Source organism: Pseudomonas sp. A-RE-22, assembly GCF_019956035.1.
Lineage (GTDB): Bacteria > Pseudomonadota > Gammaproteobacteria > Pseudomonadales > Pseudomonadaceae > Aquipseudomonas > Aquipseudomonas brassicacearum.
This window is the reverse complement of record NZ_JAHBCZ010000007.1, coordinates 79,089-104,852: the sequence shown is the minus strand read 5'-3', so window position 1 is coordinate 104,852 and position 25,764 is coordinate 79,089. Positions and strand designations below refer to the sequence as shown.

At 62.1% G+C, this 25,764-nt stretch carries 24 protein-coding genes; 9 read left to right on the top strand and 15 right to left on the bottom strand.

The features are described from left to right. Positions 1 to 170: 170 nt before the first annotated feature. Positions 171 to 4,082 (bottom strand): ATP-dependent RNA helicase HrpA, encoded by a 3,912-nt coding sequence (hrpA, locus tag KGA89_RS04635; RefSeq protein ID WP_223470742.1) that lies wholly within the window; start codon positions 4,080 to 4,082, stop codon positions 171 to 173. 233 nt (positions 4,083 to 4,315) lie between these two features. Next, positions 4,316 to 6,037: a bifunctional isocitrate dehydrogenase kinase/phosphatase gene (aceK, locus tag KGA89_RS04630; RefSeq protein WP_223470741.1), complete on the bottom strand. Its 1,722-nt coding sequence runs from the start codon at positions 6,035 to 6,037 to the stop codon at positions 4,316 to 4,318. Between the two features lie 130 nt (positions 6,038 to 6,167). On the opposite strand from aceK, the gene KGA89_RS04625 reads away from it, so the two are divergent. Further along, a complete protein-coding gene (locus KGA89_RS04625; RefSeq protein WP_223470740.1) occupies positions 6,168 to 7,076 on the top strand; it encodes a DMT family transporter in 909 nt (302 codons plus the stop codon). Between the two features lie 121 nt (positions 7,077 to 7,197). Here the strand turns inward: KGA89_RS04625 and KGA89_RS04620 are convergent, their stop codons facing one another. From KGA89_RS04620 to cysK, 3 genes are all read right to left on the bottom strand, one after another. Beyond that, entirely contained in the window at positions 7,198 to 8,061 is an 864-nt protein-coding gene (locus tag KGA89_RS04620) for a DMT family transporter (RefSeq protein WP_013692498.1), read from the bottom strand. 340 nt (positions 8,062 to 8,401) lie between these two features. Continuing rightward, positions 8,402 to 9,340: an aspartyl/asparaginyl beta-hydroxylase domain-containing protein gene (locus KGA89_RS04615; protein ID WP_003198894.1), complete on the bottom strand. Its 939-nt coding sequence runs from the start codon at positions 9,338 to 9,340 to the stop codon at positions 8,402 to 8,404. A 226-nt stretch (positions 9,341 to 9,566) separates the two neighbouring features. Beyond that, positions 9,567 to 10,541 carry a cysteine synthase A gene (gene cysK, locus KGA89_RS04610; protein ID WP_003198893.1) on the bottom strand — a complete coding sequence of 325 codons (975 nt, stop codon included), beginning with the start codon at positions 10,539 to 10,541 and terminating at the stop codon, positions 9,567 to 9,569. Positions 10,542 to 10,688: 147 nt separating this feature from the next. Here cysK and KGA89_RS04605 point away from each other — a divergent pair, with 147 nt between their 5' ends. After that, a complete protein-coding gene (locus KGA89_RS04605) occupies positions 10,689 to 11,765 on the top strand; it encodes a DUF748 domain-containing protein (protein WP_223470738.1) in 1,077 nt (358 codons plus the stop codon). Here the strand turns inward: KGA89_RS04605 and KGA89_RS04600 are convergent. Then, positions 11,762 to 12,262, bottom strand: coding sequence for a DUF2442 domain-containing protein (locus tag KGA89_RS04600; RefSeq protein ID WP_003198890.1), 501 nt, complete (start codon positions 12,260 to 12,262; stop codon positions 11,762 to 11,764). The two genes, KGA89_RS04605 and KGA89_RS04600, sit on opposite strands and share 4 nt — an antisense overlap. 41 nt (positions 12,263 to 12,303) lie before the next feature. Further along, on the bottom strand, positions 12,304 to 12,480 hold the full coding sequence (locus KGA89_RS04595) for a DUF4160 domain-containing protein (protein ID WP_223470737.1): 177 nt from the start codon (positions 12,478 to 12,480) through the stop codon (positions 12,304 to 12,306). A gap of 198 nt (positions 12,481 to 12,678) precedes the next feature. Here KGA89_RS04595 and KGA89_RS04590 point away from each other — a divergent pair, with 198 nt between their 5' ends. Next, positions 12,679 to 13,524, top strand: a complete 846-nt coding sequence (locus KGA89_RS04590; protein WP_003184225.1) for an AAA family ATPase — start codon at positions 12,679 to 12,681, stop codon at positions 13,522 to 13,524. Between the two features lie 34 nt (positions 13,525 to 13,558). Continuing rightward, positions 13,559 to 14,737: a vWA domain-containing protein gene (locus tag KGA89_RS04585; protein ID WP_003198888.1), complete on the top strand. Its 1,179-nt coding sequence runs from the start codon at positions 13,559 to 13,561 to the stop codon at positions 14,735 to 14,737. Between the two features lie 116 nt (positions 14,738 to 14,853). Here the strand turns inward: KGA89_RS04585 and KGA89_RS04580 are convergent, their stop codons facing one another. The 7 genes from KGA89_RS04580 to KGA89_RS04550 form a co-directional block, all read right to left on the bottom strand. Continuing rightward, positions 14,854 to 15,774: a biotin-dependent carboxyltransferase family protein gene (locus tag KGA89_RS04580; RefSeq protein WP_223470736.1), complete on the bottom strand. Its 921-nt coding sequence runs from the start codon at positions 15,772 to 15,774 to the stop codon at positions 14,854 to 14,856. Beyond that, entirely contained in the window at positions 15,771 to 16,475 is a 705-nt protein-coding gene (pxpB, locus tag KGA89_RS04575) for a 5-oxoprolinase subunit PxpB (protein WP_223470735.1), read from the bottom strand. The genes KGA89_RS04580 and pxpB overlap by 4 nt, the downstream gene beginning before the upstream one ends. Beyond that, positions 16,472 to 17,224, bottom strand: a complete 753-nt coding sequence (locus KGA89_RS04570) for a 5-oxoprolinase subunit PxpA (RefSeq protein WP_223470734.1) — start codon at positions 17,222 to 17,224, stop codon at positions 16,472 to 16,474. The genes pxpB and KGA89_RS04570 overlap by 4 nt, the downstream gene beginning before the upstream one ends. Positions 17,225 to 17,287: 63 nt before the next feature. After that, positions 17,288 to 18,574 carry an MFS transporter gene (locus KGA89_RS04565; RefSeq protein WP_223470733.1) on the bottom strand — a complete coding sequence of 429 codons (1,287 nt, stop codon included), beginning with the start codon at positions 18,572 to 18,574 and terminating at the stop codon, positions 17,288 to 17,290. A gap of 304 nt (positions 18,575 to 18,878) precedes the next feature. Then, a complete protein-coding gene (locus KGA89_RS04560; RefSeq protein WP_223470732.1) occupies positions 18,879 to 19,421 on the bottom strand; it encodes a DUF2937 family protein in 543 nt (180 codons plus the stop codon). A 12-nt stretch (positions 19,422 to 19,433) separates the two neighbouring features. Continuing rightward, the gene (locus KGA89_RS04555) at positions 19,434 to 20,210 is read right to left on the bottom strand and encodes a class II glutamine amidotransferase (protein ID WP_003198875.1); all 777 of its coding nucleotides are present in this window, start codon (positions 20,208 to 20,210) and stop codon (positions 19,434 to 19,436) included. Between the two features lie 32 nt (positions 20,211 to 20,242). Beyond that, on the bottom strand, positions 20,243 to 20,740 hold the full coding sequence (locus KGA89_RS04550; RefSeq protein WP_223470731.1) for an MFS transporter: 498 nt from the start codon (positions 20,738 to 20,740) through the stop codon (positions 20,243 to 20,245). 135 nt (positions 20,741 to 20,875) lie between these two features. On the opposite strand from KGA89_RS04550, the gene KGA89_RS04545 reads away from it, so the two are divergent. Together KGA89_RS04545 and KGA89_RS04540 are read left to right on the top strand one after the other, a co-directional pair. Then, entirely contained in the window at positions 20,876 to 22,930 is a 2,055-nt protein-coding gene (locus tag KGA89_RS04545) for a S9 family peptidase (protein WP_223470729.1), read from the top strand. 163 nt (positions 22,931 to 23,093) lie between these two features. Continuing rightward, complete coding sequence (locus KGA89_RS04540) at positions 23,094 to 23,567, top strand: cyclic nucleotide-binding domain-containing protein (protein WP_003198869.1); 474 nt, start codon at positions 23,094 to 23,096, stop codon at positions 23,565 to 23,567. A 181-nt stretch (positions 23,568 to 23,748) separates the two neighbouring features. On the opposite strand, the gene KGA89_RS04535 is transcribed toward KGA89_RS04540, so the two are convergent. Continuing rightward, positions 23,749 to 24,036, bottom strand: coding sequence for a hypothetical protein (locus KGA89_RS04535; RefSeq protein WP_223470727.1), 288 nt, complete (start codon positions 24,034 to 24,036; stop codon positions 23,749 to 23,751). Between the two features lie 72 nt (positions 24,037 to 24,108). Here KGA89_RS04535 and KGA89_RS04530 point away from each other — a divergent pair, with 72 nt between their 5' ends. The 3 genes from KGA89_RS04530 to KGA89_RS04520 all read left to right on the top strand — a co-directional run bounded on the left by KGA89_RS04530 (position 24,109) and on the right by KGA89_RS04520 (position 25,763). Continuing rightward, positions 24,109 to 24,795 (top strand): spermidine synthase, encoded by a 687-nt coding sequence (locus KGA89_RS04530; RefSeq protein WP_003184244.1) that lies wholly within the window; start codon positions 24,109 to 24,111, stop codon positions 24,793 to 24,795. 48 nt (positions 24,796 to 24,843) lie between these two features. Continuing rightward, positions 24,844 to 25,218, top strand: coding sequence for a YajD family HNH nuclease (locus KGA89_RS04525; protein ID WP_003184246.1), 375 nt, complete (start codon positions 24,844 to 24,846; stop codon positions 25,216 to 25,218). Between the two features lie 290 nt (positions 25,219 to 25,508). Then, the gene (locus KGA89_RS04520; protein ID WP_223470725.1) at positions 25,509 to 25,763 is read left to right on the top strand and encodes a DUF2933 domain-containing protein; all 255 of its coding nucleotides are present in this window, start codon (positions 25,509 to 25,511) and stop codon (positions 25,761 to 25,763) included. The last annotated feature ends 1 nt before the right edge of the window (position 25,764 follow it).

Here is a 25,764-nt window from a genome sequence, read left to right as displayed (position 1 = left end):
ATAAACGCTGGCGTTTGGCCCATTCTCCCTTCACTACAACACCATACCCTGTGGGAGCGAGCTTGCTCGCGATAGCGCTGGTTCAGCCAGCATTGATGTTGACTGATACACCGCTATCGCGAGCAAGCTCGCTCCCACAGGGGTTTCACAGGAGTTGACGGGTTTTGCCATCAACCCTCCACCTGCCCCCACTGCTTGCCCAGGCGCTTGTCCGAGATCGGCACCTTGGTCCCCAGTTGCTGGGCGAACAGCGACACCCGGTATTCCTCCAGCCACCAGCGGTACAGCTCCAGTTGCGGATCGCGCTTGCCTTCCTGGGCATGTTTGCTGGCGCGGGCCTGGTATTGAGCCCAGAGGTTCGACAGCTCGCCGCTCCAGACCCGGTCCTTCTGCACCTGGCTACCGAGCTTCTCGAAGCGTTGCTCGATGGCCTTGAGGTAGCGCGGCAGTTCCTTGAGCCATTGATGTGGGGTTTCGCGGACGAAGCCCGGGTACACCAGGTGGCTGAGTTGCTGCTTGATGTCGTTCAGCGCCACGGCCTGGGCCAGGTCGATCTTGCCCTTGAAGCGTTTTTGCAGGCCATGCCAGAGCTTGAGGATGTCCAGGGTCAGCTTCGCCAGGCGTTCGGCGTGCTCGGTCCAGCCGCCGCGCTTGCGCTCGGCCAGGGTGGCCAGCGCGGCGCCGTCACGGGGCAGGCTCGCTTCGCCTTCAAGCACACAACTGTCGAGGCTGGCGAGCAGGATGTCTTCCACCAGGCTGTCGATGCGGCCCAGGTCGCGGTACAGCAGGCCCAGCTCCGTCAGCCCCGGCAGCTTGCCGCGCAGGAACTTGGCCGACTCGGCCAATTGCTGCATCAACAAGCGCTGCAAGGCGCGGCGATGCTGGAACTCGGCTTCGGCCGGCGTCGGGAAACGCCCTTCCTTGACCACGCCGCCCTCTTCCACCAGCGCCGGGTAGACCGTCATCGACAGCCCGGCGATCTTCTGTTGGGTTTTCTCGGCCACCGGGGCGAAGACCTTCGCCTCCACCGGTGCCTGGCTTTTCGCCGTTTGCGGTACGGCCAGGGCGGCCTGGCTGGCTTCGGCAAAACGCGCCGTCAGCTCGGCCAGGTCACGACCCTCGCCGAGGAACTTGCCTTGGCCGTCGACGATTTCCAGGTTCATGCGCAGGTGGCTTTCCACCTGCTGGGCCGCTTCGGTCCAGGCTTCGTCACTGACCCGCGCCCCGGTCATGCGCAGCAGCTCACGGCCCAGGGACTGCGGCAAAGAGCCCTCGGCGAAGGTGATGCGCTGCAGCGCCGCCTTGACGAAATCCGGCACCGGCACGAAGTTCTTGCGCAAGGCCTTGGGCAGGTTGCGCACCAGGGCGATGCACTTGGCTTCGATCACCCCCGGCACCAGCCATTCCAGGCGTTCCGGCGGCAGCATCGGCAGCAGTGGCGCCGGCACTCGCAGGGTCACGCCATCGCGGGGATGGTTGGGCTCGAAGTGATAACTCAGCGGCAAGGTCAGGTCGCCGACGCGCAAGGTGTCCGGGTAATGCGCGGCGGTGACTTCACTGGCTTCGCGGGCCAGCACGTCTTCTTCGCGCATGATCAGCAGTTGCGGGTCTTTCTGGCTGTTGATCCGGTACCAGCTGTCGAACGTCGCGGTCTGGTGGATCTCTGCCGGCAAGCGCGCGTCGTAGAAGGCAAACAGGGTATCCTCGTCCGCCAGGATGTCGCGGCGACGGGCCTTGGCCTCCAGCTCGTCGAGTTGTTCCAGCAGTTTGGTATTGGCACTCAGGCACTTGGCCCTGGACTGGATCTCGCCGCGCACCAACGCCTCGCGGATGAACAGTTCACGGGAGACCACCGGGTCCACCGGCCCGTAATGCACTGGCCGGCGACCGACGACGATGAGCCCGAACAGGGTGATTTGCTCATAGGCCACCACCTGCCCGCGCTTCTTCTCCCAATGGGGTTCGAAGTGGTTTTTCTTGATCAGGTGCCCGGCCAGCGGTTCGATCCAGTCCGGTTCGATCTTGGCGACCATGCGCGCATACAGCTTGGTGGTTTCCACCAACTCGGCGGTCATCAGCCATTGCGGACGCTTCTTGCCCAGGCCCGACGAGGGGTGGACCCAGAACCGCCGCTGGCGAGCACCGAGGTAGTCGCCATCTTCGGTTTTCTGGCCGATCTGGCTCAACAGGCCCGAGAGCACCGCCTTGTGCAATTTCGGGAAGTCGGCCGGTTCTTTGTTGAGGCTCAGCTGCATGTCGCGGCAGATCAGGCTCAACTGCCGATGGGAATCACGCCACTCGCGCAGGCGCAGGTAATTGAGGAAGTTCTTGCGGCACCAGTTGCGCAGCGGGCTGGCGGTCAGGGCCTGGCGCTGCTCTTCGAAACCGCGCCACAGGTTGACCAGCCCGGCGAAGTCCGAATCCGCGTCCTTCCACTGGGCGTGGGCCTGGTCCGCCGCCTGTTGGCGCTCCGGCGGACGCTCGCGCGGGTCCTGGATCGACATGGCGCTGGCGACGATCAGCACTTCCTGCAAACTGCCCAGCTTCGCCGCTTCCAACAGCATGCGGCCCATGCGCGGGTCCACCGGCAGGCGCGCCAACTGGCGACCGAGCGGGGTCAACTGGCTGTTGCGGTCCACCGCCGACAATTCTTGCAGCAGGTTGAAACCGTCACTGATGGCCTTGCCATCCGGCGGCTCGATGAACGGGAAATCGGTGATCTCGCCGAGACGCAGGTGCAGCATCTGCAGGATCACCGCCGCCAAGTTGGTGCGCAGGATTTCCGGGTCGGTGAATTCCGGCCGTCCAAGAAAATCTTCTTCGCTGTACAACCGCACGCAGATCCCCGGCTCGACCCGCCCGCAGCGGCCCTTGCGCTGGTTGGCGCTGGCCTGGGAAATGGCTTCGATGGGCAAGCGCTGGACCTTGGCCCGATAGCTGTAGCGGCTGATGCGCGCGGTGCCGCTGTCAATCACGTAGCGGATGCCCGGCACGGTCAGCGAGGTTTCGGCGACGTTGGTCGCCAGCACCACGCGACGGCCCGGATGGGACTGAAAGATCCGCTGCTGTTCAGCCGGCGACAGGCGCGCATACAGCGGCAGAATCTCGGTGTGCTTGAGCTGGGCCTTGCGCAGCATCTCCGCCGCGTCGCGAATTTCCCGCTCGCCCGGCAGGAACACCAGCACGTCCCCAGGGCTGCGCCGCTCGCTGCGCTCGTAGGCGGCGATTTCGTCGAGGGTGGCGAGGATTGCCTGGTCGACGGTCAAGTCGTCTTCGACCCGGTTGCCTTCCTCGTCTTGCTCCAGGGTCAGCGGGCGATACCAGGTTTCCACCGGGAAGGTGCGGCCCGAGACTTCCACGATCGGCGCGTCATCGAAATGCTTGGAGAAGCGCTCCAGGTCGATGGTCGCCGAGGTGATGATGACTTTCAGGTCCGGACGGCGCGGCAGCAGGGTCTTGAGGTAGCCGAGCAGGAAGTCGATGTTCAGGCTGCGTTCGTGGGCTTCGTCGACGATGATCGTGTCGTAGCGCTCGAGGTAGCGGTCGTTCTGGGTCTCGGCCAGCAGGATGCCGTCGGTCATCAGCTTGATCAGGGTGTTGGCGTCGCTCTGGTCCTCGAACCGCACCTGATAACCCACCAGCGCGCCCAACGGCGTGGCCAGTTCCTCGGCCACTCGGCTCGCCACACTGCGCGCGGCAATCCGCCGCGGTTGGGTGTGGCCGATCAAGCCATGCTGGCCGCGACCGATTTCCAGGCAGATCTTCGGCAACTGCGTGGTTTTGCCCGAGCCGGTTTCGCCGGCAATGATCAGCACCTGGTGCTTGAGCAGCGCGTCCTTGATTTCGTCGCGCTTGGCGGCAATCGGCAAATTATCGTCGTAGCGAATCACCGGCAGGCTCGCCTTGCGCGCCAGCACCTGATCGCACGACGCCTGCATGCGCGTCACCCACTGGGCCAGCTTGGCCTCGTCGGGTTTCTTGCGCAGCTCGAGCAACTGGCGCCGCAACCGGTGACGGTCGGCGAGCATGGCGTGGTCGAGGTTTTTCAGCAGCTTGTCGATAGCAGGGGCTTGGTCAGTCATCAGGTACGCAAGGGTCGTCGGTTTGAGCAGGGGGCGATTGTCGCAGATTTGCGTACATGTGGGAGCAAGGCTTGCCCGCGATGAAGATGACGCGGTCTCCCGGGGGACCGAGGCGCCTGTATCGCGAGCAAGCTTTGCTCCCACAGGTGTTGGCTTGTTCCCACGCTCCGCGTGGGAATTCCTCAACGGACACTCTGCGTTCGGCCCTTTGGGACGCGGAGCGTCCCAAAGGGTTATTCGTTGTCCAGGTCCTTGCGCCGATACGGGAACACATCGATCACCTTCCCCGCCCGGATCGCCTCTTGCAGGCCTTTCCAATAGTCGGCGTTGTACAACTCGCCGTGCAACTGGTCGAACAGCTTGCGCTGCCCGGCGTCGGCGAACAGGAACGGCGGGAACTCTTCGGGGAAGACGTCCAGCGGGCCGATGGAATACCAGGGCTCGGAGGCCATTTCGTCTTCCGGTGTACGGGGTTGGGGGATGTGGCGGAAGTTGGCTTCGGTCAGGAAGCAGATTTCATCGTAGTCGTAGAACACCACGCGGCCGTGGCGGGTCACGCCGAAGTTCTTGAGCAGCATGTCGCCGGGGAAGATATTGGCCGCCGCCAGTTGCTTGATGGCCAGGCCATAGTCTTCCAGCGCCTCGCGCACCTGGTCCTGGTTGGCGTTTTCCAGGTACAGGTTCAGCGGCGTCATGCGCCGTTCGGTCCAGCAGTGACGAATCAGCACCGTGTCGCCTTCCACCGACACCGTGGACGGCGCCACGTCCAGCAGTTCCTCCAGGCACGCCGGCTCGAACTTGCTCAGGGGAAAACGAAAATCGGCGAATTCCTGGGTATCGGCCATGCGCCCGACCCGGTCGACGCTCTTCACCAGGCGGTACTTCTCGATCACCGTGGCCCGGTCGACGTTTTTCGACGGCGAGAAACGGTCCTTGATGATCTTGAACACCGTGTTGAAGCCCGGCAGGGTGAACACGCTCATGACCATGCCGCGCACACCCGGGGCCATGATGAACTGGTCGTCGGTGTTCGCCAGGTGGTTGATCAACGCTCGGTAGAACTCGGACTTGCCATGCTTGTAGAAACCGATGGAGGTGTACAACTCGGCGATGTGCTTGCCCGGCAGGATGCGCTTGAGAAAGCCGATGAATTCCGCCGGCACTGGCACGTCCACCATGAAGTACGAGCGGGTGAACGAGAAGATGATCGACACCTGCGCCTCGTCGGTAATCAGCGCATCGATCTGGATACCCCGGCCCTCGCGGTGCAACAGCGGAATCACCAACGGCCATTGGTCCTCACGGGTATAGATCCGGCCCACCAGGTAGGCGCCCTTGTTGCGATAGAGCACTGAAGAAAACAACTCCACCGTCAGCTCAGGGTCCTTGCAGACCCAGTCCGGCAGGTTCTCGCGCAACTGCGCTTCGAGGCGCTGCAGGTCACCCGGCAAGTCGGCGTAGTCCTCGCTGAAACGGTAATCGGCGAACACGCTCGCCAGCATCCGATCCAACTGCCCCTGGGGTTTGTAGGTGCGGGTCTGGGCGGCACGGGCCCGGCGCAGGCTGGGCCGGGTGGTATGGATGAACATGGTGCCGTCGCTGATCAGGTCGTGGCTGAACAACCCGCAGAAGATCGAGTTGTACCAGGTTTCCGACAGCTCATCGTCGAAGCGCAGGTCGATCAGGCTGATGTAGGCGCTCTTGACCAGCGGCCAGCAGCTCACGTCCATCAGGGTTTCGTCATCGAAGGCCTTGTGCAGCCTGGCAACGGTTTCGAAGACTTTTTCTTCATACAAGTTGATGCGCGCCGCCGAAGCCGCTTGCGCCTCCAGCCACAGCGCCTGCTCGAACCGGGCGCGGGCGCCGTCGGTGATCTGCCGGAAATGCTCACGATAATCGTCGAAGCCGTCGAGTATCGAACGGGCGATTTCGATGGCGGGCCATGGCTGCGGCATAGGGTAAACCTCGGCGGGTCATGCTTGTTATTGGCGATTGAGCTTAGAGGCCAATCACGCGGCAACGCAACCATTGCCATCGCTATTCAGGGCGGCGACACTTGCCGCCCAATCAAGGAAGGAATGACTCGTGAACCTCGTCGATATCCTGCGTTTACTGTCACTGGCCGCTATCTGGGGCGCCAGTTTCCTGTTCATGCGCATTATCGCCCCCGTCATTGGCACAATCCCCACTGCTTTTTTTCGCGTGTCCATCGCCTTCGTCGGGCTGTTGGTGATCCTGGCCCTGATGCGCGTCGACTGGAATTTTCGCGGCAAGCTCAAAGTCGTGATGGGGCTGGGCCTGATCAACTCGGGCATTCCGGCCACGTTCTATTCGTTGGCGGCCCAGGTGCTGCCGGCCGGTTACTCGGCGATCTTCAACGCCACCACGCCGTTGATGGGGGTGTTGATCGGCGGCTTGTTCTTCAGCGAAAAACTCACCCCAGCCAAGGTCAGCGGTGTCTGCCTGGGCCTGCTCGGCGTCGGCATCCTGACCCGCGCCGGCCCGGTAGCGTTCGACCTGCAACTGCTGATGGGCGCCCTTGCCTGCCTGCTGGCCACGACCTGCTACGGCTTTGCCGGTTTCCTCACCCGGCGCTGGCTCGATCAGCAAGGTGGCTTGGACAGCCGTCTCTCGGCCCTGGGCAGCATGTTCGGCGCCACGGTGTTCTTGCTGCCGCTGTTTGGCTACAGCGTCATCAGCCAACCACCGGCCAGCTGGGGTGGCTGGAGCGTCTGGTTGTCGCTGCTGGGGCTGGGTCTGGTGTGTACTGCGCTGGCGTACATCCTTTATTTCCGCCTGCTCAGTTCCATCGGCCCGGTCAAATCCATGACCGTGACCTTCCTGATTCCGCCGTTCGGCGTGCTGTGGGGGGCGTTGTTGCTGGATGAGCCGTTGGGGATGGCGCATCTGTATGGCGGGGTGTTGATTGCGGCGGCGTTGTGGTTGGTGCTCAAGCCTGGGGTGGTGAAACCGGCTGAGGTGTCTGCCCGGTAATTCATCGGCGCGGCGCAAGATGCCATCGCGGGCAAGCCTTGCTCCCACAAGGACTACACATAACCTGTGGGAGCAAGGCTTGCCCGCGATGGCGGTTGCTCAGTCAACGAGCAGCCAAAGCTCAGCGACTTTTACGAAACACAAACACCAACCCCACGATGATCAGCACCATCCCCAGTAAGCTCAACAACGCCAGCCGGTTGCCAAACACCAGGTAATCCATGATCGCCGTCACCGCCGGCACCAGGTAGAACAGGCTGGTGACATTCACCAGGTTGCCGCGGGCGATCAGTCGGTACAGCAGCAATGTCGCCAGCACCGACACCACCAGCCCCATCCACAACACCGGCACGAAAAACCCCGTGCTGTACTCGAAGTGAAACGGTTGGAACGGCACGAACACCGCGCACAGCACCAGCCCGGCCAGGTACTGCACCGGCAGCGTGCCCAGGGGGTTGTCGGTGATGCGCTTCTGCATGATCGAACCAGCCGTCATGCTCACCAGCGCCAGCAACCCGCAGATCATCCCGGCCAGGGACATGCCGGCCAGGCCGATGCCCTGGTACACCACCATGATCAACCCGACCAACCCCAGCATCAGGCCGAACATCCGCGACCAGGAACGCTGCCGTTCCATGAGCACCACGGTCAGGATCGGTTGCACGCCCATCAGGGTTGCCATGACCCCCGGCGTGACACTCATTTGCAGCGCCAGCAGATAAAAAATCTGATAGGCGCCCAGCAGCACCAACCCGGTGGTCGCCGCGTACAGCATCGGCTTGCCGGTCTTGGGCAGCTTGAACTTGAGCAACGGAATCAACAGCACCAGCGCCGACAGCGCAATGGCAAAACGGATCAGCAAAAAGGCGAAGGGAGAAGCGTGGGCCAGGCCCAGCTTGGAAAAGATCGCCCCACTGCTCCACAGCAAAACGAACAGGCTCGTGGAAGCCGCCGCCAACAAGGCGTTTTTGGAAAGGGAAAACATGGATACCACCTGTAGTCAGGCAAAAAGCCAACTCAGCCGAGGCTGAAGTCCAGTAGTTTTTTCAGGCGGGCACAGGGGATAGGCAACCGTTGCCGATCAGCCCTGAATGCCAACACCCGGCGGTGATACGACGGCGTACACCGATGAGCTACGGACAGGTGGAGGGTATTGACCGATCTGCGCAGGCTGCTGGCTCCCACACGGCACGACGCCAGCGTTGAACGCTGGAACCACGACCGCGATGACAGGGGATGCAGGCATGAGCCGATCTCTTGAAGAGGTGGGTTCGAAAACCCGAAGAGCGCTGACTATAACCAGCGCCCGATGGACAACGCAATATTTAACCGAACAACCAATAGCCAAGCGCCGTCAGCACCACCACTGCCAACACGGGCCGCATCACCCGGTAGGCCTTGGGATGCTTGCGTTTGAATTGCTTGACCCGGCCACTGATGCCGTCGCTGAACGATTTGCTCCAGGCATAGGCCCGGTTGATGCCACCGACGTGTTCATCATCCAGATTCTGTGGCGCGGTGGCGCGGCCGAGGAACGCGCTGATGGTGCGGTTGAGACGGGTCATCAACCGGCTTTTCAAGGGCCGCTCGACATCACAGAACAGGATCACGCGGGTCTGCGGGGTTTCGTTCTTGACCCAGTGCACATAGGTTTCATCGAACATGACGTCTTCGCCGTCGCGCCAGGCGTAGATCTGACCATCGACGAAGATCCGGCAGTCGTCGGAATTGGGAGTGGACAGCCCCAGGTGATAACGCAACGAACCGGCGAAAGGGTCTCGGTGGGGATTCAGATGGCTGTCACCCGGCAGCAGGGCAAACATGGCGCCCCGGACATTGGGGATCTGGCTGACCAGCGCGACCGTCCTGGGGCACAGCAACTCGGCCGATGGCAGCGGTTTGTCGTACCACTTGAGGTAAAAACGCTTCCAGCCCTTCTTGAAGAACGAGCCGAAACCCGCGTCGTTGTTCTTCTCGGCAGCGCGAATGTAACCCTCGTCGAACAGGTGCATGGCCTCATCGCGGATGACTTGCCAGTTGTCCTTGAGCACATCCAGTTCGGGGAACTTGCTGCGGTCCAGGTAAGGTCTCGAGGGCACGCCAGAGAACAGGTACATCAAGGTGTTATAGGGGGCGAACAGCGCCGAGTGGTTGACGAACTGACGCAACACCGGCAAACGCGCCTTGCCACGCAAATGCACATACAGCGTACTGCCCAAAAACAGCAGCAACACCGAGGCCTTGGCGACGAACGAAACGGTCATTTTATAACTCCTTGTCCAAAAACACCTTACGTAACACCATCAGCCCAGCGCAGCGGCCGGCCATGTTATAGATCATGGCCTGGCCAGGAAACCGTCTGGCGCAACATTCACTGTTGAGGATTACGCAATAATTCCCTTCTTACCATGCGTGACCTGAACTGTGGCTGACGCCCGTCAACACCCCTTTCCAAATGCGATTTAAGCGCCTGCCACATCCTGCAGACAGTTACTGCTGGATCTCCTGCTCGGTAAACAGATCACTGAACAACATGCTCGACAAGTACCGCTCGCCCGAATCCGGCAGGATCACGACGATGGTCTTGCCCTGCATCTCCGGTTTTTCCGCCAGGCGCACGGCCACGGCCATCGCCGCGCCACAAGAGATCCCGCAGAGGATGCCCTCCTCCTGCATCAAGCGCAGGGCCATGGCCTTGGACTCGTCGTCAGAAACCCGCTCGACCAGGTCAACGATCGACAGGTCAAGGTTCTTCGGCACGAACCCGGCGCCGATCCCCTGGATCTTGTGGGGGCTGGGCTTGATCTCCTGGCCCGCCATCGCCTGGGTAATCACCGGCGAAACCTCGGGCTCGACCGCCACCGACAGGATCGGTTTGCCACAGGTGTTCTTGATGTACCGCGAAACGCCGGTGATGGTGCCGCCGGTGCCCACGCCGGCCACCAGCACGTCCACCGCGCCGTCGGTGTCGTTCCAGATTTCCGGGCCGGTGGTTTTTTCGTGGATCGCCGGGTTCGCCGGGTTATCGAACTGCTGCGGCATGAAGTATTTGGCTGGATCGCTGGCCATGATCTCGGTGGCTTTGTCGATGGCCCCTTTCATGCCCTTCGCCGGCTCGGTGAGCACCAGCTCCGCGCCCAGGGCCTTGAGCACCTTGCGTCGCTCAATACTCATGGAGGCGGGCATGGTCAGCATCAGCTTGTAGCCACGGGCGGCGGCGACGAACGCCAGGCCGATCCCGGTGTTGCCAGAAGTCGGTTCGACAATGGTCATGCCCGGCTTGAGTTTGCCCGAGCTTTCAGCGTCCCAGATCATGTTCGCGCCGATCCGGCACTTGACCGAATACCCTGGGTTACGCCCCTCGATCTTGGCCAGGATGGTCACACCGCGCGGGGCAATGCGGTTGATCTGCACCAGCGGCGTATTACCGATGGAATGGGCGTTGTCAGCGAATATACGGCTCATGGCTGGGTCCTTGATGCAGCGGGAATGTAAGCCTTTAAAGGTATGCCTGTTGCCCATGGGCGTCCAGTTGCACCGAACGTTCCCGTTGTTGCAGCAGTCAATGGCATTAGAAGGCGCTCCCTCAACAAACGCTGGAGACTGACTGACATGAAGCGTCGATACCGTTGGCCATTGTGGGTTTTCGCCGCCATCGCCGCGGTGCTGGTGGCCCTGCATTTCACCTTGCCTTATCTGGTACGCGACTACCTGAACGACAAACTCGCCGACATGGGCGATTATCGCGGCCGGATCACCGACGTGGACCTGGCCCTGTGGCGCGGTGCCTACCGGATCAATGGCCTGGAAATCGTCAAGGTCGACGGCAAGGTCCCGGTGCCGTTCGTCAGCGCACTGCGGGTGGACCTGTCTGTGAGCTGGCACTCGCTGTGGTATGACCATGCGGTGGTCGCCGAGGTTGAATTCGCCCGCGCCGAAGTGAACTTCGTTGACGGCGGCGCCAACCGCCAGAACTCCCAGACCGGCCAGGGCACCAACTGGCGCGAGCAGTTGGGCAAATTGCTGCCCATTACCCTCAACGAAGTGCGCATCCGGGATGGCAAGGTCACCTTTCGCAATTTCAACTCCAAGCCATCGGTCAACCTGCGGGCCACCGAGGTCAACGCCAGCTTCTACAACCTGACCAACGTGGTCGACACCAAAGGCAAGCGCGACGCCCGTTTCGAGGGCAAGGCCCTGGTGGCCGAACACGCGCCATTGGAAATGCAGGCCACCTTCGACCCCTTGAGCAACTTCGAGGAGTTCGATTTCCGCCTGCGGGCCAGGAACATCGAACTCAAGCGCCTGAACGACTTCGCCGCGGCTTATGGCAAGTTCGATTTCAATGCCGGCCACGGCGACCTGGTGATCGAGGCGCAAGCCGACAACGGCAAGCTCAGCGGCTACATCAAGCCATTGCTGCGCGATGTCGATGTGTTCGACTGGCAGCAGGACGTGGAAAACCAGAACAAGAACATCTTCCGCTCGGTCTGGGAAGCGCTAGTCGGCACGGGCGAAACGGCCCTCAAGAACCAACGCAAGAACCAGTTCGCCACCCGGGTGGAACTCAGCGGCAATGTTCACCAGCAGGACATCAGCGCCTTCGAAGCCTTCCTGCAGATCCTGCGCAATGGTTTCGTCGAGGCCTTCAATGCCCGTTATGAACAACCGCCGCCGACGACCGATTAGGGCTTGCGCGTGACGGTGTAGCGGCCGGGCGCTTCTGCTGCCGCTATTCCCGCTCCATGCTGCAATGAGTCCCAGCCCAGGCATGCCAAGGCCAGCGAACGCGGCACAGCCTCGCGACCGCTGCTGTAGCGAGTGATGCTGCGAGCGCTGACCCCAAGCGCTTCGGCGGCCTTGTTCAAAGACAAGCCGGTGCGGGCGCGCCAATTGATGAAGATGCGGGTATTTTCATCCACGGCGTTCTGCGCCAGTGCATCCAGATAAAGGGTATCGGCACCGATCTGGATATCCGGTTCGGGCCATTCCACGCTCCAGCCATCGTCCCCCAGACTCGCGCCTCCAAACGCGCCCTCTTCAAGCAAAGGCTGCAAGCCCGGATAACGTTGCACATCGGCGCTCATGTCCAGCGTCAGCCGCTGCCCATCAATGAACGTCAATTCGAGACTGAACGGTAATAAGACCTGCACAGCCGACAGCCGCGGCCGTTTCATGGGTAGCATCGTTGCCAATCCTCCAGCAGTTGCGCTTGATGGGCGCTGACCTAGTCCAGCGCTTCCTTGATGATCAATGTCGGCGCCCGGCCCGTCATCACTTCGACGGGGTCCAGCCTCAGGACTACGTCCAGCCCGCCACCGGTGAGGTGGACATGGGGCGGAGGATGGTCCCTTTCGCGCAATTGAATGCGGTAGGTATCTCTGAATCGATATTTAGTAGACATACGCCAAACATATAGCCAATTTGGCCATATGCAATACTGGCAAGGCGCCGAGACTGAGTCAACATGTGACGCCCCATTCAGAGACTGAATACAGCGTCTGCGTTCACAGTCGGCGGGGCGCCGCGTTATAGTCGGGCACGATATTTATTTAGCGCGCCCCGCCTCGCCAGGCCGGCGACACCGTTCGAGGAATTGCAGATGAAGTTCGAAGGCACCAGCGCCTATGTGGCCACCGATGACCTGAAACTGGCCGTGAACGCCGCCATCACCCTGGAGCGACCATTGCTGGTCAAGGGCGAACCGGGCACCGGCAAGACCATGCTGGCCGAACAACTGGCCGAGTCCTTTGGCGCGCGCCTGATTACCTGGCACATCAAGTCCACCACCAAGGCCCACCAGGGCCTCTACGAGTACGACGCGGTCAGCCGTCTGCGGGACTCGCAGCTGGGCGTGGACAAGGTCCACGACGTGCGCAACTACCTGAAGAAGGGCAAGCTCTGGGAAGCGTTCGAGTCCGAGGAGCGGGTGATCCTGCTGATCGATGAAATCGACAAGGCCGACATCGAGTTCCCCAACGACCTGCTGCAGGAACTCGACAAGATGGAGTTCTACGTCTACGAGACCGACGAAACCATCAAGGCCAAGCAACGGCCGATCATCATCATTACCTCCAACAACGAAAAGGAACTGCCGGACGCGTTCCTGCGCCGCTGCTTCTTCCACTACATCGCCTTCCCCGACCGCGTCACCCTGCAGAAAATCGTCGATGTGCATTACCCGGACATCAAAAAGGACCTGGTCAGCGAAGCGCTGGACGTGTTCTTCGACGTGCGCAAGGTACCAGGCCTGAAGAAAAAGCCTTCCACCTCCGAACTGGTGGACTGGCTCAAGCTGCTGATGGCCGACAACATCGGCGAAGCGGTGCTGCGCGAACGTGATCCGACCAAGGCCATCCCGCCGCTGGCCGGCGCCCTGGTCAAGAACGAACAGGACGTGCAATTGCTCGAGCGCCTGGCGTTCATGAGCCGTCGCGGCACTCGCTGATCCTCTTCGTCTAACAAGAGCGAGGGCGATTGCCATGCTGCTTAACCTGTTCAATGAGATGCGCGCCGCCAAGGTGCCCGTGTCGGTGCGCGAACTGCTGGACCTGATCAACGCGCTGAAACAGCGGGTGATCTTCGCCGACATGGACGAGTTCTATTACCTGTCCCGGGCGATCCTGGTGAAGGACGAACGGCATTTCGACAAGTTCGACCGGGCGTTCGCCGCCTACTTCAACGGCCTGGAGAAACTCGACGATCACCTCCAGGCGCTGATTCCCGAAGACTGGTTGCGCAAGGAATTCGAGCGTTCGCTGACCGACGAAGAGCGGGCGCAGATCCAGTCCCTCGGTGGCCTGGACAAGCTGATCGAAGAGTTCAAGAAGCGCCTGGAAGAGCAGAAGGAACGCCATGCCGGCGGCAACAAGTGGATCGGCACCGGCGGGACCAGCCCGTTCGGCTCCGGCGGCTTCAACCCCGAAGGTATCCGGGTCGGCGACGCCGGCAAGCGCCAGGGCAAGGCCGTGAAGGTCTGGGACCAGCGCGAGTACAAGAACCTCGACGACCAGGTGGAATTGGGCACCCGCAACATCAAGATCGCCCTGCGCCGCCTGCGCAAGTTCGCTCGCCAGGGTGCGGCCGAAGAGCTGGACATCGACGGCACCATCGACCACACCGCCCGCGATGCCGGCCTTTTGAACATCCAGATGCGCCCGGAACGACGCAACACCGTCAAGTTGTTGCTGCTGTTCGACATTGGTGGCTCGATGGATGCCCACGTGAAGATCTGCGAAGAACTGTTCTCGGCCTGCAAGACCGAGTTCAAGCACCTGGAGTATTTCTACTTCCACAACTTCGTCTATGAATCGGTGTGGAAGAACAACCTGCGCCGCACCTCGGAGCGCACTTCGACCCAGGACTTGCTGCACAAGTACGGCGCCGACTATAAAGTGATCTTCATCGGCGATGCCGCCATGGCGCCTTATGAAATCACCCAGGCCGGCGGCAGCGTCGAACACTGGAACGAAGAAGCCGGTTATGTGTGGATGCAGCGCTTCATGGAAAAGTACAAGAAGCTCATCTGGATCAATCCGTACCCCAAGGACACCTGGGGCTATACCGCCTCGACCAACATCGTCCGCGAGTTGGTCGAGGACCGGATGTACCCGCTGACCTTGCGGGGGTTGGAGGAAGGAATGCGGTTTCTTTCCAAGTGATCTTTGGTGCCCTTTAGGGCCTCATCGCGAGCAAGCCCGCTCCCACACTGGATCTTCGTCACACTGAGATTCCCTGTGGGAGCGAGCTTGCTCCGAGCGGCGCTCCGACGAAGCTTCTAGCTGTGATGAAAATACCGCAGGCACTCAACCTGCTGCCGATGCGCAACCTCCTGCACCACCGGCCGCAACCGCACCTGCGCCCCCGGCAGGCATTGCGCCAGCCGGGCCAGGGCCAACGGGGTCAAGGCGCCCAGGCGTGGATAACCACCAATGGTTTGCCGGTCGTTGAGCAGCACAATCGGCTGGCCATCCGGCGGCACCTGCACGGCACCGAGCGGGATGCCCTCGGAAATCATCGCCGGCCCCTGGTACTCCAACGCCGTGCCCAGCAAGCGCATGCCCATGCGGTCGGCGCGACTGTCCAGCGTCCATGGGGTGTTGAACGCGTCGAACAGACTCTGCCCGCTGAACGCACCGTTCTGTGCTCCCAGGATCAAGTCCAGCGGCTGCGCTTGCTGGAAGTCCGGAATCCGCGTGTGCGGCATGGGCCGAGGCGTCACCGCGCCTGAATAGCTCAGGTGCTCGCCGCGACTCAGCGCCCGCCCTCGCCCGTCCAGGCCACCGAGTTCCTCACGCACCACCGTCGCCCGGCTGCCCAGCACCGCAGGCGCATTGAAACCGCCGGGGGCTGCCAGGTAGGCCCGGGCACCGAGCACGGGCTGGGTGAGCGCCAGCACCTGACCTTTGCGCAAGCTGAAGAAGCGCCACGACGCCACCCCCTGGCCGTCTATCCGTGCGCCCAGGTCCGCCCCGGCCAGCGCCAGCACGCAATCCTCTTCGGCCATCACGGTGAAACCACCGAGGGTAATCTCCACCACCGCGGCTCCCAGGACATTGCCGAGCATCCAATTGGCCCAGGCCATCGACAACCAGTCCGCCGCGCCACCTTGGGTCACGCCCAGATGCCTCACGCCGAAACGGCCGGCGTCCTGCAACAGGCACAGCGGGGTGCTGGCCTCGATCAACAACCGGCTCATGCCTGGGCCTCCAACGGTGTGTCGTCGCCACCCAGCGCGATGAATTCGGCATGGTCCACGGGAGCAAAACGCACCGTGTCCCCCGGCTGCATCAGGCTGTAGCCATCGCGCTCGCGATCAAACAGTTTGGTCGGGGTGCGACCGATCAGGTTCCAGCCACCGGGCGATATCACCGGATACGCCGCGGTCTGGCGCTCGGCAATACCAACGCTGCCCGCTGCCACGCGCTTGCGTGGCGTGTCGAGGCGCGGTGCGGCCAGTTCCTCGTCCACCAGCCCCATGAAGGCGAAGCCGGGAGCGAAGCCCAGGGCAAACACCTGGTACTCGCGTTCGCTATGGCGGCGGATCACCTGGGCGACCGTCAACCCGCTGCGGCTCGCCAGCAGCTCCAGCTCCGGCCCGACACGGAGGTCGTACCACACCGGCAGCACGTGGCATTGGCCGGCGGACCGGGCATCCGGTGAAAGGTTATTCAACGCCTCGTCGATCAACTCACGAGCCTGCACCGGGTTCAGGGCGAGCAAATCGTAGTGCACCATCAACGTGGTATAGGACGGCACCAGGTCAATCAGATGCTCGGCAAACACCGCTCGCAAACGCTCGCTGGCGGCGAGCATCCAGGGCATGTTGGCCTCGGCGATCTCATCGAACAGGCGCACCATCAAGCAGTCCACCGCCACCACTTCCAAGCGTGGTCTCATGGCGCACTCTGCCGGTCCAGGGCTTCGCGGATGCGTTGCACGGCCGCCACGGAGCTGGCGTTGTCGCCGTGTACGCACAAGGTGTTGGCCATAAGGCTCAAGGCGCTGCCGTCACTGGCGGTCAACGCATCGCCGCGGGCGATGGTCAGGGCCTGCCCGATAATCACCTCGGGATCGTGGTGCACCGCACCCGGCGCTTGCCGCGAAACCAGGCGACCGGCACTGTCATAGGCGCGGTCGGCAAAGGCTTCGAACCACAGGGTCAGGCCGTACTCGTCGCCCAAGGCCTGGGCGGCGCTGTTGTCCCGGGTCGCCATGAGCATCAGCGGCAGTTGCCGATCATAGGCCGCGACGGCCTGGATCACCGCGCGCAGTTGCGCCGGATTGGCCATCATGTCGTTGTACATCGCGCCATGGGGCTTGACGTAGCTGACCCGCCCGCCTTGCGCCCGGCAGATGCCGTCGAGGGCGCCGATCTGGTAGTGCAGCAAGTCCTGCAATTCCTGGGCACCGTAGGCCATGGAACGCCGGCCGAAGCCCGCCAGGTCCTGATACGCCGGATGCGCGCCGATTCGTACGCCGTGGCTCAGGGCCAGGCTGACGGTCTTGCGCATGATGCTCGGGTCGCCGGCATGAAAGCCGCAGGCGATGTTGGCGCAATCGATGAAGGGCATGACCTCGGCGTCCAGACCCATGGTCCAGCTGCCGAAGCTTTCGCCAATGTCGCAGTTCAATAGCAGGCGGCTCACGGTGAACGCTCCTGTAGGTTCTTTCTTCGTTTAACTGTGGGACACGTGCCCGCAGGTTATCAGTTACTCAGCTTCCAATTGCTTGCCTTGGGTTTCCGGCAGGCTCAACGCCGCGAGGATCACCACGCCATAGGACACTGCGGCGAACGCTCCGATACCCACGCTCAGCGGCACTTTCTGGCTCAGCAGGCCGATCAATAGCGGGAACGTTGCCGCCAACGCGCGACCGATGTTGTAGCAAAAACCCTGGCCCGAACCCCGAATGCGGGTCGGGAACAGCTCGGTGAGGAAGGAGCCCATGCCGCTGAACATGCCCGAAGCGAAGAAACCCAGGGGAAAGCCCAGCCAGAGCATCACGTTATTGCTCACATGCAGTTGGGTATACAGCAGCACGATGGTGAAGGAGCCGATGGCGTACAGGACGAAGTTCTTTTTCCGACCCAGGATATCCGACAGGTACGCGCTGATGACGTAACCAACGTAGGAACCGACGATCACCATCGCCAGGTAGCCACCGGTGCTCAACACGCTCAAGCCACGCTCATTCTTGAGGAACGTTGGCAACCAGGAGGTGATGGCGTAGTAACCGCCCAAGGCACCGGTGGTCAGCAACGAGGCACGAAGGGTGGTGAAGAGTATGCCGGGGGCGAAGATCTCGTAGAACTTCGCCGGATTGCTCGGCGTTTGCCGGGCCTTGGCCTGGCTATAGACTTCCGGGTCCTTGACCAGGCGCCGGACGAATATCACGAATATCGCCGGGACAATACCCAGGATAAACAAGGCGCGCCAGGCGTCTTCCGGCGGCAATACCGAGAACAGCAGCGCATACAGGATCGCCGTCATGCCCCAGCCCAGGGCCCAACCCGACTGCACCATGCCCACCGCCTTGCCGCGGTCCTTGGCGCGGATCACCTCGCCCATCAACACCGCGCCGGCAGTCCACTCGCCGCCGAAGCCAAAGCCCATCAGTGTGCGGGAGATCAACAGTTGTTCGTAATTCTGGGCAAAGCCGCACAGGAAGGTGAAGAAGGCGAACCACAGCACCGTCAGTTGCAGGGTGCGCACCCGACCGATGCGGTCCGAGAGAATGCCCGCCACCCAGCCGCCAATGGCCGAAGCGATCAAGGTACTGGTGTGGATCAGGCCTGCCTGGCCAGTGGTGATGCCCCACATCGCGATCAGGGTCGGCACCACGAAACTGAGCATCTGCGTGTCCATGCCGTCCAGGGCGTAGCCGATCTTGCAGCTCCAGAAGGTGCGGCGTTCCTGCTGGTTGATGTTGCGATACCAGTCAAATGGGCCGGAACGGGCCTGGGGTTGGGGGACGCCGAGCGTGTCGGGTGCACTCATGGTGGTTCTCCGCAGTTTTATTGTTGTAAGTCTCGACGACGCTGACGTGGAGACCGATGCGTCGATTCTTGAGCGCGCGGCCGATCCCGTCCAACGAATAAAACCTTGGCTGGGTCATAAGAAAAACTTGATTGGGTGGGATTGAGGGCCTGGCTGAACGCCGTTGTGACAACCGCGATCGATTGTTCCCACGCTCCCGCGTGGGAACACCGCCAGGGACGCTCCGCGTTCCGCTTCTGGAAGGTGACGCAGAGCGTCACGGGATGCATCCCTTTGCTGCGCGTGGGAACGATCAGTCGTGCGGTCAGAGCCCGCGCAGGTCGCGCTCTTCAATCGGCCGGCCCTGGCGCAGGCGCTTGCCGCCCAGCACCACCCAGTCGATCAGGCGGAACAGGCATTCCAGGCCGAACGACAGCAACAACGCACCGCTGATGCCCCAGATCATGGCCTCGGGGGTCAACAGGATCTGGTAGCTGTAGCCATTCCAGGTTTCCTTGCGGATGTCCGGATCGGCGGCCAGTGCCACTTGCAGCATGCGGATGTACCACGGGCCTTGCATCGCCTGGAATTGCTTGTCCAGAGCCTGCTGGCGCATGAGCAAGGTGTTCAGGCTGTCGGCGTCGCTGCGAAAGATCGGGTCTTCGCTGGCGCGGTAATGGGCCACCAGGGCTTGCATGTCGCCCTTGAAGAACTGGTTGGCGGTGCCCTGGAACCCTTGCAGGCCGGTCTGCGCCTCGATCAGGTGCGCCTCGACCCGCTTGGCGTAATCATTGATGAAGCCCGGCACCTGGACCCCAACCAACAGGCCCACCGCGAACAACACCAGCCGTAGATAACTGAGCAACATAACGTGACGTCCTTATTCGGTCCGGCCGTGGCTGACGCATTCACCGCGTCGCCACAGGCTCCATTGACCAGGTTCGTAGCGGGTCCAGGTTTCGTTTTCGGTCAACGGTTCGGTGGCGATCACCGTGACCACGTCGTTGGGCGTGGTTTCAGCCTGGAAATCGACAATCACATCCACATCCTTGAGCCGCGCCGGGCCGAACGGCGCGCGACGGGTGATCTGGGCCAGTTTGGTCGAGCAATAGCAGAACAGCCAGTCACCATCGCTGAGCAAGCAGTTGAACACGCCTTTGCTGCGGTATTCGGCGCAGGCCTCGATCAGCGACGGGAGCAATTGTTCCACCTCCACCGGTTCGGGGAAGGCCTGGCGCACGCGGTTGAGCAGATCGCAGAAAGCCGCTTCGCTGTCGGTATCGCCCACCGGGCGGTAGAAGCTCACGCCCGGCTGGAAATCGGCGAGCTGGCCGTTGTGGGCAAAACACCAGTTGCGGCCCCACAACTCACGCACGAACGGGTGCGTGTTGGACAGGCAGACCTTGCCGACGTTGGCCTGGCGAATATGCCCGATCACCACTTCGCTCTTGATCGGATAGCGCTGCACCAGGTTCGCCACTTCCGATTCGCTGCTGGCGGCCGGGTCCTGGAACAGGCGCAGGCCACGACCCTCATAGAAGGCGATGCCCCAGCCGTCCCGGTGCGGCCCGGTCTTGCCGCCGCGTTGCATCAGCCCGGTGAAGCTGAACACGATGTCGGTCGGCACATTGGCGCTCATGCCCAATAACTCACACATGCTCGAACTCTCGCTTCAAGGGGCAGGCCCGGTTACAGGCGCGGTTCGATACGCGAACGCTGGGGGTTGCTCGGCACGGGCGGGCGACCGTAACGGTCATCACCGGCCACGCCGAACGGTGGCTCGTCCTCCGGCTCATCGGCCGCGGCGGCGGCTTTTGCGGCGGCGGCCCGTTCCTTGCGCGCGTTGGTGGCGCGCTCGATGGGGAAGCGGATCAGCACGATCACCAGGTAGAGGCCGAAGGCGATCATGCCGTACATGAGCAGATCGGACGCCGCCCGCCAGACGTTGTTGCCGACTTTGAACAACACGTCCAGGGCAACAATGGCCAAGGCCGGGGCGGCCCTGTCCTTCACCGGATCAACGATGGTAGGGCAAAACAGCAGCACCGCCATCAGCAACCGCAGCGGTTCGCGCAACCAGCGCCACATCCAGCGGGTCATGCGCATCCACACCAGCAGGCAGCCCAGGGCGGCAAAGGCGTAGAGGCCCCAGGCGATCAGATAGTCATTCTCGGTCATGGTGTCCATGGCAAGGCAGGCAAAGAGACGCTTATAGTAACGGCTTTTCGCTCGTCAGGCTGCCCCGGCGTCTGGCGAATGGCCCGCGTGGTTGATTCTGTCCGGGCCACGTGTCCCTTTTCGTACAACGTTCGAGAGCCTTTCATGTCCCTATCTGCCCACGTTTCCAACGCCCCGATTGCCCGCAGGGACCCCGGTGTTGACCCATACGCCTGGCTGCAGGAACGCGACACCGACGCCGTGCTCGACTACCTCAAGGCGGAAAACAGCTATCAGGAAGCGCAACTCGCCGACCAGGCCGAACTGCGCGAAACCCTGTTCCAGGAGATCAAGGGCCGGATCCTCGAGACCGACCTGTCGCTGCCCTCGCCCTGGGGCCCGTACCTGTATTACACCCGTACCACGGCCGGTGACGAATACCCGCGCCACTACCGCTGCCCGCGTCCGGCCGATGACAGCCTGAGCGTGGATGAAAGCCGCGAACAACTGCTGCTGGACCCGAACGTGCTGGCCGGCGGTGGTTTCTTTTCCCTGGGCGCCTTCAGTATCAGCCCCGACCACCAGCGCCTGGCCTACAGCCTGGACACCACGGGCGACGAGATCTACACCCTGTTCGTGAAGGAATTGTCCAACGACAAGGTCAGCGAACTGTCCTTCGCCGATTGCGACGGCAGCATGACCTGGGCCAATGACAGCCTGACGCTGTTTTTCGGCGAGTTGGACGACACTCACCGCCCCCACAAACTCTGGCGCTATCGCTTGGACGGCACTGCCGCCGAGGAAGTGTTCCATGAGCCGGACGGGCGTTTCTTCCTGCACTGCTACCGTTCAAGCTCGGAAAAGCAGTTGATCCTGTCCCTGGGCAGCAAGACCACCAGTGAAGTCTGGGTGCTGGACGCCGCGCAACCGCAGCGCCCCTTTACCTGCCTGGCGCCCCGCGTGGAAAACCATGAATACGACGTCGACCACGGCCTGCTCGATGGCCAATGGACCTGGTTGATCCGCAGCAACCGCGACGGGATCAACTTCGCCCTGTACCAGGCCGCCGACACGGGTGTGGCGCCGACCGAGACCGACTGGCAGAACCTGATCCCCCACAGCGACACGGTGATGATCGACGGCCTGAGCCTGAACGCCGGAGCCATGACCTTGAGCCTGCGCGAAGGCGGCCTGCCGATCATCGAGGTTCACCCGCAAGGCTTGCCGGCCTATCGAGTGCAACTGCCGGATGCAGCCTATAGCCTACATGTGCAGAACAGCCTGGAGTTCGTCAGCGACCGCATCCGCCTGCGCTACGAGGCCCTGAACCGTCCGGCGCAGATCCGTCAGTTGGACCTGGCCAGCGGCGCACAGATAGTGCTCAAGCAAACCCCGGTACTGGGCCCGTTCGACGCCGATGCCTACGTCAGCCAGCGGCTTTGGGCTACAGCACCGGACGGCACCCAAGTGCCCATCAGCCTGGTGGTCAAGCGCGAAGCCCTCGGCCAGCCGGTACCGCTGTACCTGTACGGCTACGGTGCCTATGGCGAAAGCCTCGACCCGTGGTTCTCCCATTCGCGGCTGAGCCTGCTTGACCGCGGCGTAGCATTTGCCATCGCCCATGTGCGCGGCGGCGGCGAGTTGGGGGAAGCCTGGTATCGCGCCGGCAAGCAGGAACACAAGCACAACACGTTCAGCGACTTCATCGCCTGCGCCGAACATTTGATCAGCAACGGTTTCACCACCGCCGAGCAACTGGCAATCAGCGGCGGCAGCGCCGGTGGCCTGCTGATCGGTGCGGTGCTCAATCAACGCCCGGAGCTGTTCAAGGTTGCGATTGCCGAGGTGCCGTTCGTCGACGTGCTCAACACCATGCTCGACCCGGACTTGCCGCTGACCGTCACCGAATACGACGAATGGGGCAATCCGGAGGAGCCGGACGTTTATGATCGGATCCGGGCCTACGCCCCGTACGAAAACGTCAGCGCCCAGGCCTACCCGGCGCTGCTGGTGATCGCCGGTTACAACGACAGCCGTGTGCAGTACTGGGAAGCGGCCAAGTGGGTGGCGAAATTGCGTGCCACCAAAACCGACGACAACCCCCTGCTGCTCAAGACCGAACTGGGCGCCGGCCATGGCGGAATGAGTGGGCGCTACCAGGGATTGCGTGACGTAGCGCTCGAATATGCATTTGTCTTGAAGGTTTTGAGGGTGGCCTGAGGAACTCTGTGGGATGGCCGGGTCTTAGCTGCATGCGCCGGGCCTTGCTGTAACCCAGCCCAATGTGGGAAAGGCCTTGCTCCCACAAGAGCCTGTCCCACGGATCTCTTACACCCGGGCCAGCCCGAACCTGTAGAAAACACAAGAAAAAGACCGTGCCGACATGTCAGAACCAACCTTACTGAATAAAGAAATCCGCGACTGGTTGATGGACTGCGGTCTGTTCGACCAGTTGCTGCCTGTCGACTTCGCCGCGGCGTCGGGCTATTTCAGCATCAGCGCCATCGCCGCGGGTGAAGCGATTTTCCGCGAGGGCGATGCCGGCAGCTTCATGTGCATCATCCACACCGGCCAGGTGGCCGTGCAGAAAACCGGCCCCGACGGCCAGCCCGTGACCATCGCCACGCTGCGCAGTGGCCGGGCATTCGGCGAAATGGCCGTGCTCGACGGCGAACGGCGCTCGGCCAGTTGCATCGCCGCCAGTGATTGTCAGTTGCTGAACCTGGGCAAGGATTCCCTGGAAAAAATGCTCAACGATGCTCCCAAGATCGCCGCCAAGATCATCCGCGCCCTCGCCGTCTCCCTGTCCAAGCGCCTGCGCATGGCTGATGGGCAGTTGTTGTCGCAGCAGGTCTGACCTCCCTCTGTCAGTTGAAACACAGAACCTGTGGGGAGCCTGTGGGAGCAAAGCTTGCTCGCGATAGCGGTGTTGCATATGTCGACGTCATCGCGAGCAAGCTTTGCTCCCACAGAGTCCACCTCAATGCCCTAACTCACAGGTTTTTACCATTCAGTTGTTTCACCGACGGGCTTCAGGTCTACCCCCCCGGCGACTTGGCCTTCACCGGCTTGGGCTCCATACCCGGTATCGACTGGTCCTTGGGCGGCTTGGGCATTTCGATGGGGGGCAGCAAGGGCGGCCCGCCGCTTCCGGGGCCAGCCTTGGGCACACCGTTGGGCGTAACCGGCGGATAGGGCATGGGAGTGGCGGTGCCAGGCGACCCGGGAATGCTAGGCGGGTTGACCGGAATCGTCGGTTGTTGAGCCTGGGCGCAACTAATTGAGAGCGCCGCCAGGGCAATGGCCGTTAGAATGATGCACTTCATCAATGGCTCCGTGGCTATTGTCTGCTTTAAGGCTAGTCGTTACCGCGCGGTTTGCCCTCCTACGAGATTTCCATGAAACGTTTCGTTCTGCTCGACACCACACCCATCCCTGATAACGGCGGTGCCCTGTGCCTGTTCGAGTACGGCGAAGACTTCGTCATCAAGATCCAGGGCGGTGACGGCGGGCAGTTGATGAACACCCGCATGCACGGTTCCGAAGACGCCCTGGCAGAGATCCCCTGCCGCAAGGTCGCCGGTCGTCCTGGCTCGCGCGTGCTGATCGGCGGCCTCGGCATGGGGTTCACCCTCGCCTCGGCCCTCAAGCACCTGGGCAAGACCGCCGAAGTGGTGGTGGCCGAACTGGTGCCCGGCGTGGTGGAGTGGAACCGTGGCCCACTGGGTGAAAAAGCCGGGCGGCCGCTGTCGGACCCGCGCACAGTTATCCGCATGGAAGACGTGGCCAAGGTGCTGCAAGCCGAACCCCAGGGTTTCGACGCGATCATGCTCGATGTCGACAACGGCCCGGAAGGCCTGACCCAGAAAGCCAACAGTTGGCTGTATTCGGCGGGAGGCTTGGCCGCCTGCGCCAAGGCCCTGCGACCCAAGGGCGTGCTGGCGGTCTGGTCGGCCAGCGCTGACCGGCAGTTTTCCGACAAGCTGAAGAAGGCCGGTTTCAAGGCCGAAGAGGTGCAAGTGTTCGCCCATGGCAACAAAGGCACCCGCCACACCATCTGGATTGCCGAGAAGCTCAAGGGCTGAGCTAAACTCTGTCCAACCGTCATCCGTCTTGTCTACAAAGGTGAACCCATGAGTTCGTCAACGCCACCGTCCAACACCGCCAAGCTGGACCGCATCCTCGCCGATGCCCAGCGCGACCGGGAGATGGGCTACCGCGACAAAGCCCTGAAAATGTACCCCCATGTCTGTGGCCGCTGCGCCCGTGAGTTTTCCGGCAAGCGCCTGAGCGAACTGACCGTTCACCACCGCGACCACAACCACGACAACAACCCGCAGGACGGTTCCAACTGGGAACTGCTGTGCCTGTACTGCCACGACAACGAACACTCGCGCTACACCGACCAGCAATATTTCGGCGACGGCTCCCTGAGCACCCCGAAAATCGCCAAGGCGACCCACAACCCCTTCGCCGCACTGGCCGGGTTGATGAAGAAAGACGAGTAACTGGCCGTTGTGGCGAACCGGTCTATCTTGCGCTGCAAAGTGTTGCTCCACAGATCCAATCCTCTCACCCGACTGTGGAGCGGCTGCCTGGGCCGCTTCATGGCCCCGCTGACAAATCTGCAATGCCCCCGTCAGGTCGCTGACAGCTTCGCACCTTTAGCATGCCCGCTACTTCCCTCATTTGCAGGTGAAGTAAGCCAAGGTTGATGAATATCAATCTGCCAGAGCCCTCCCTGCCTATTCTGTGGTTATCGGTGGCGGTGGCTCGCCCGGCCTGAAGGAGCGAAACCATGAGCACTCATCAACCCTCAGCGGGCGCAACGCCATTCTGGCGGGGCAAGACCGGCATTGTCTTGATCATGTTGTTGGCCATTGGCCTCTTCTATCTGGCGCGAGAACACTTCAGCCACATCGCGGCGAATTGGCCGTACCTGATTCTCCTGATATGTCCCTTGATGCATATCTTCGGACACGGACACGGCCATGGCGGTCATGGACGACATGGCGAACCACCCGTCAACCGCAGGGATCAGGAAGGTTCCTAGC

What these genes read in the sequence shown, in the direction of transcription:
- hrpA (WP_223470742.1), bottom strand. Translation starts at nt 4,082, where the DNA reads ATGACTGACCAAGCCCCTGCTATCGACAAGCTGCTGAAAAACCTCGAC.
- aceK (WP_223470741.1), bottom strand. Translation starts at nt 6,037, where the DNA reads ATGCCGCAGCCATGGCCCGCCATCGAAATCGCCCGTTCGATACTCGAC.
- KGA89_RS04620 (WP_013692498.1), bottom strand. Translation starts at nt 8,061, where the DNA reads ATGTTTTCCCTTTCCAAAAACGCCTTGTTGGCGGCGGCTTCCACGAGC.
- KGA89_RS04615 (WP_003198894.1), bottom strand. Translation starts at nt 9,340, where the DNA reads ATGACCGTTTCGTTCGTCGCCAAGGCCTCGGTGTTGCTGCTGTTTTTG.
- cysK (WP_003198893.1), bottom strand. Translation starts at nt 10,541, where the DNA reads ATGAGCCGTATATTCGCTGACAACGCCCATTCCATCGGTAATACGCCG.
- KGA89_RS04605 (WP_223470738.1), top strand. Translation starts at nt 10,689, where the DNA reads ATGAAGCGTCGATACCGTTGGCCATTGTGGGTTTTCGCCGCCATCGCC.
- KGA89_RS04600 (WP_003198890.1), bottom strand. Translation starts at nt 12,262, where the DNA reads ATGCTACCCATGAAACGGCCGCGGCTGTCGGCTGTGCAGGTCTTATTA.
- KGA89_RS04595 (WP_223470737.1), bottom strand. Translation starts at nt 12,480, where the DNA reads ATGTCTACTAAATATCGATTCAGAGATACCTACCGCATTCAATTGCGC.
- KGA89_RS04590 (WP_003184225.1), top strand. Translation starts at nt 12,679, where the DNA reads ATGAAGTTCGAAGGCACCAGCGCCTATGTGGCCACCGATGACCTGAAA.
- KGA89_RS04585 (WP_003198888.1), top strand. Translation starts at nt 13,559, where the DNA reads ATGCTGCTTAACCTGTTCAATGAGATGCGCGCCGCCAAGGTGCCCGTG.
- KGA89_RS04580 (WP_223470736.1), bottom strand. Translation starts at nt 15,774, where the DNA reads ATGAGCCGGTTGTTGATCGAGGCCAGCACCCCGCTGTGCCTGTTGCAG.
- pxpB (WP_223470735.1), bottom strand. Translation starts at nt 16,475, where the DNA reads ATGAGACCACGCTTGGAAGTGGTGGCGGTGGACTGCTTGATGGTGCGC.
- KGA89_RS04565 (WP_223470733.1), bottom strand. Translation starts at nt 18,574, where the DNA reads ATGAGTGCACCCGACACGCTCGGCGTCCCCCAACCCCAGGCCCGTTCC.
- KGA89_RS04560 (WP_223470732.1), bottom strand. Translation starts at nt 19,421, where the DNA reads ATGTTGCTCAGTTATCTACGGCTGGTGTTGTTCGCGGTGGGCCTGTTG.
- KGA89_RS04555 (WP_003198875.1), bottom strand. Translation starts at nt 20,210, where the DNA reads ATGTGTGAGTTATTGGGCATGAGCGCCAATGTGCCGACCGACATCGTG.
- KGA89_RS04550 (WP_223470731.1), bottom strand. Translation starts at nt 20,740, where the DNA reads ATGGACACCATGACCGAGAATGACTATCTGATCGCCTGGGGCCTCTAC.
- KGA89_RS04545 (WP_223470729.1), top strand. Translation starts at nt 20,876, where the DNA reads ATGTCCCTATCTGCCCACGTTTCCAACGCCCCGATTGCCCGCAGGGAC.
- KGA89_RS04540 (WP_003198869.1), top strand. Translation starts at nt 23,094, where the DNA reads ATGTCAGAACCAACCTTACTGAATAAAGAAATCCGCGACTGGTTGATG.
- KGA89_RS04535 (WP_223470727.1), bottom strand. Translation starts at nt 24,036, where the DNA reads ATGAAGTGCATCATTCTAACGGCCATTGCCCTGGCGGCGCTCTCAATT.
- KGA89_RS04530 (WP_003184244.1), top strand. Translation starts at nt 24,109, where the DNA reads ATGAAACGTTTCGTTCTGCTCGACACCACACCCATCCCTGATAACGGC.
- KGA89_RS04525 (WP_003184246.1), top strand. Translation starts at nt 24,844, where the DNA reads ATGAGTTCGTCAACGCCACCGTCCAACACCGCCAAGCTGGACCGCATC.
- KGA89_RS04520 (WP_223470725.1), top strand. Translation starts at nt 25,509, where the DNA reads ATGAGCACTCATCAACCCTCAGCGGGCGCAACGCCATTCTGGCGGGGC.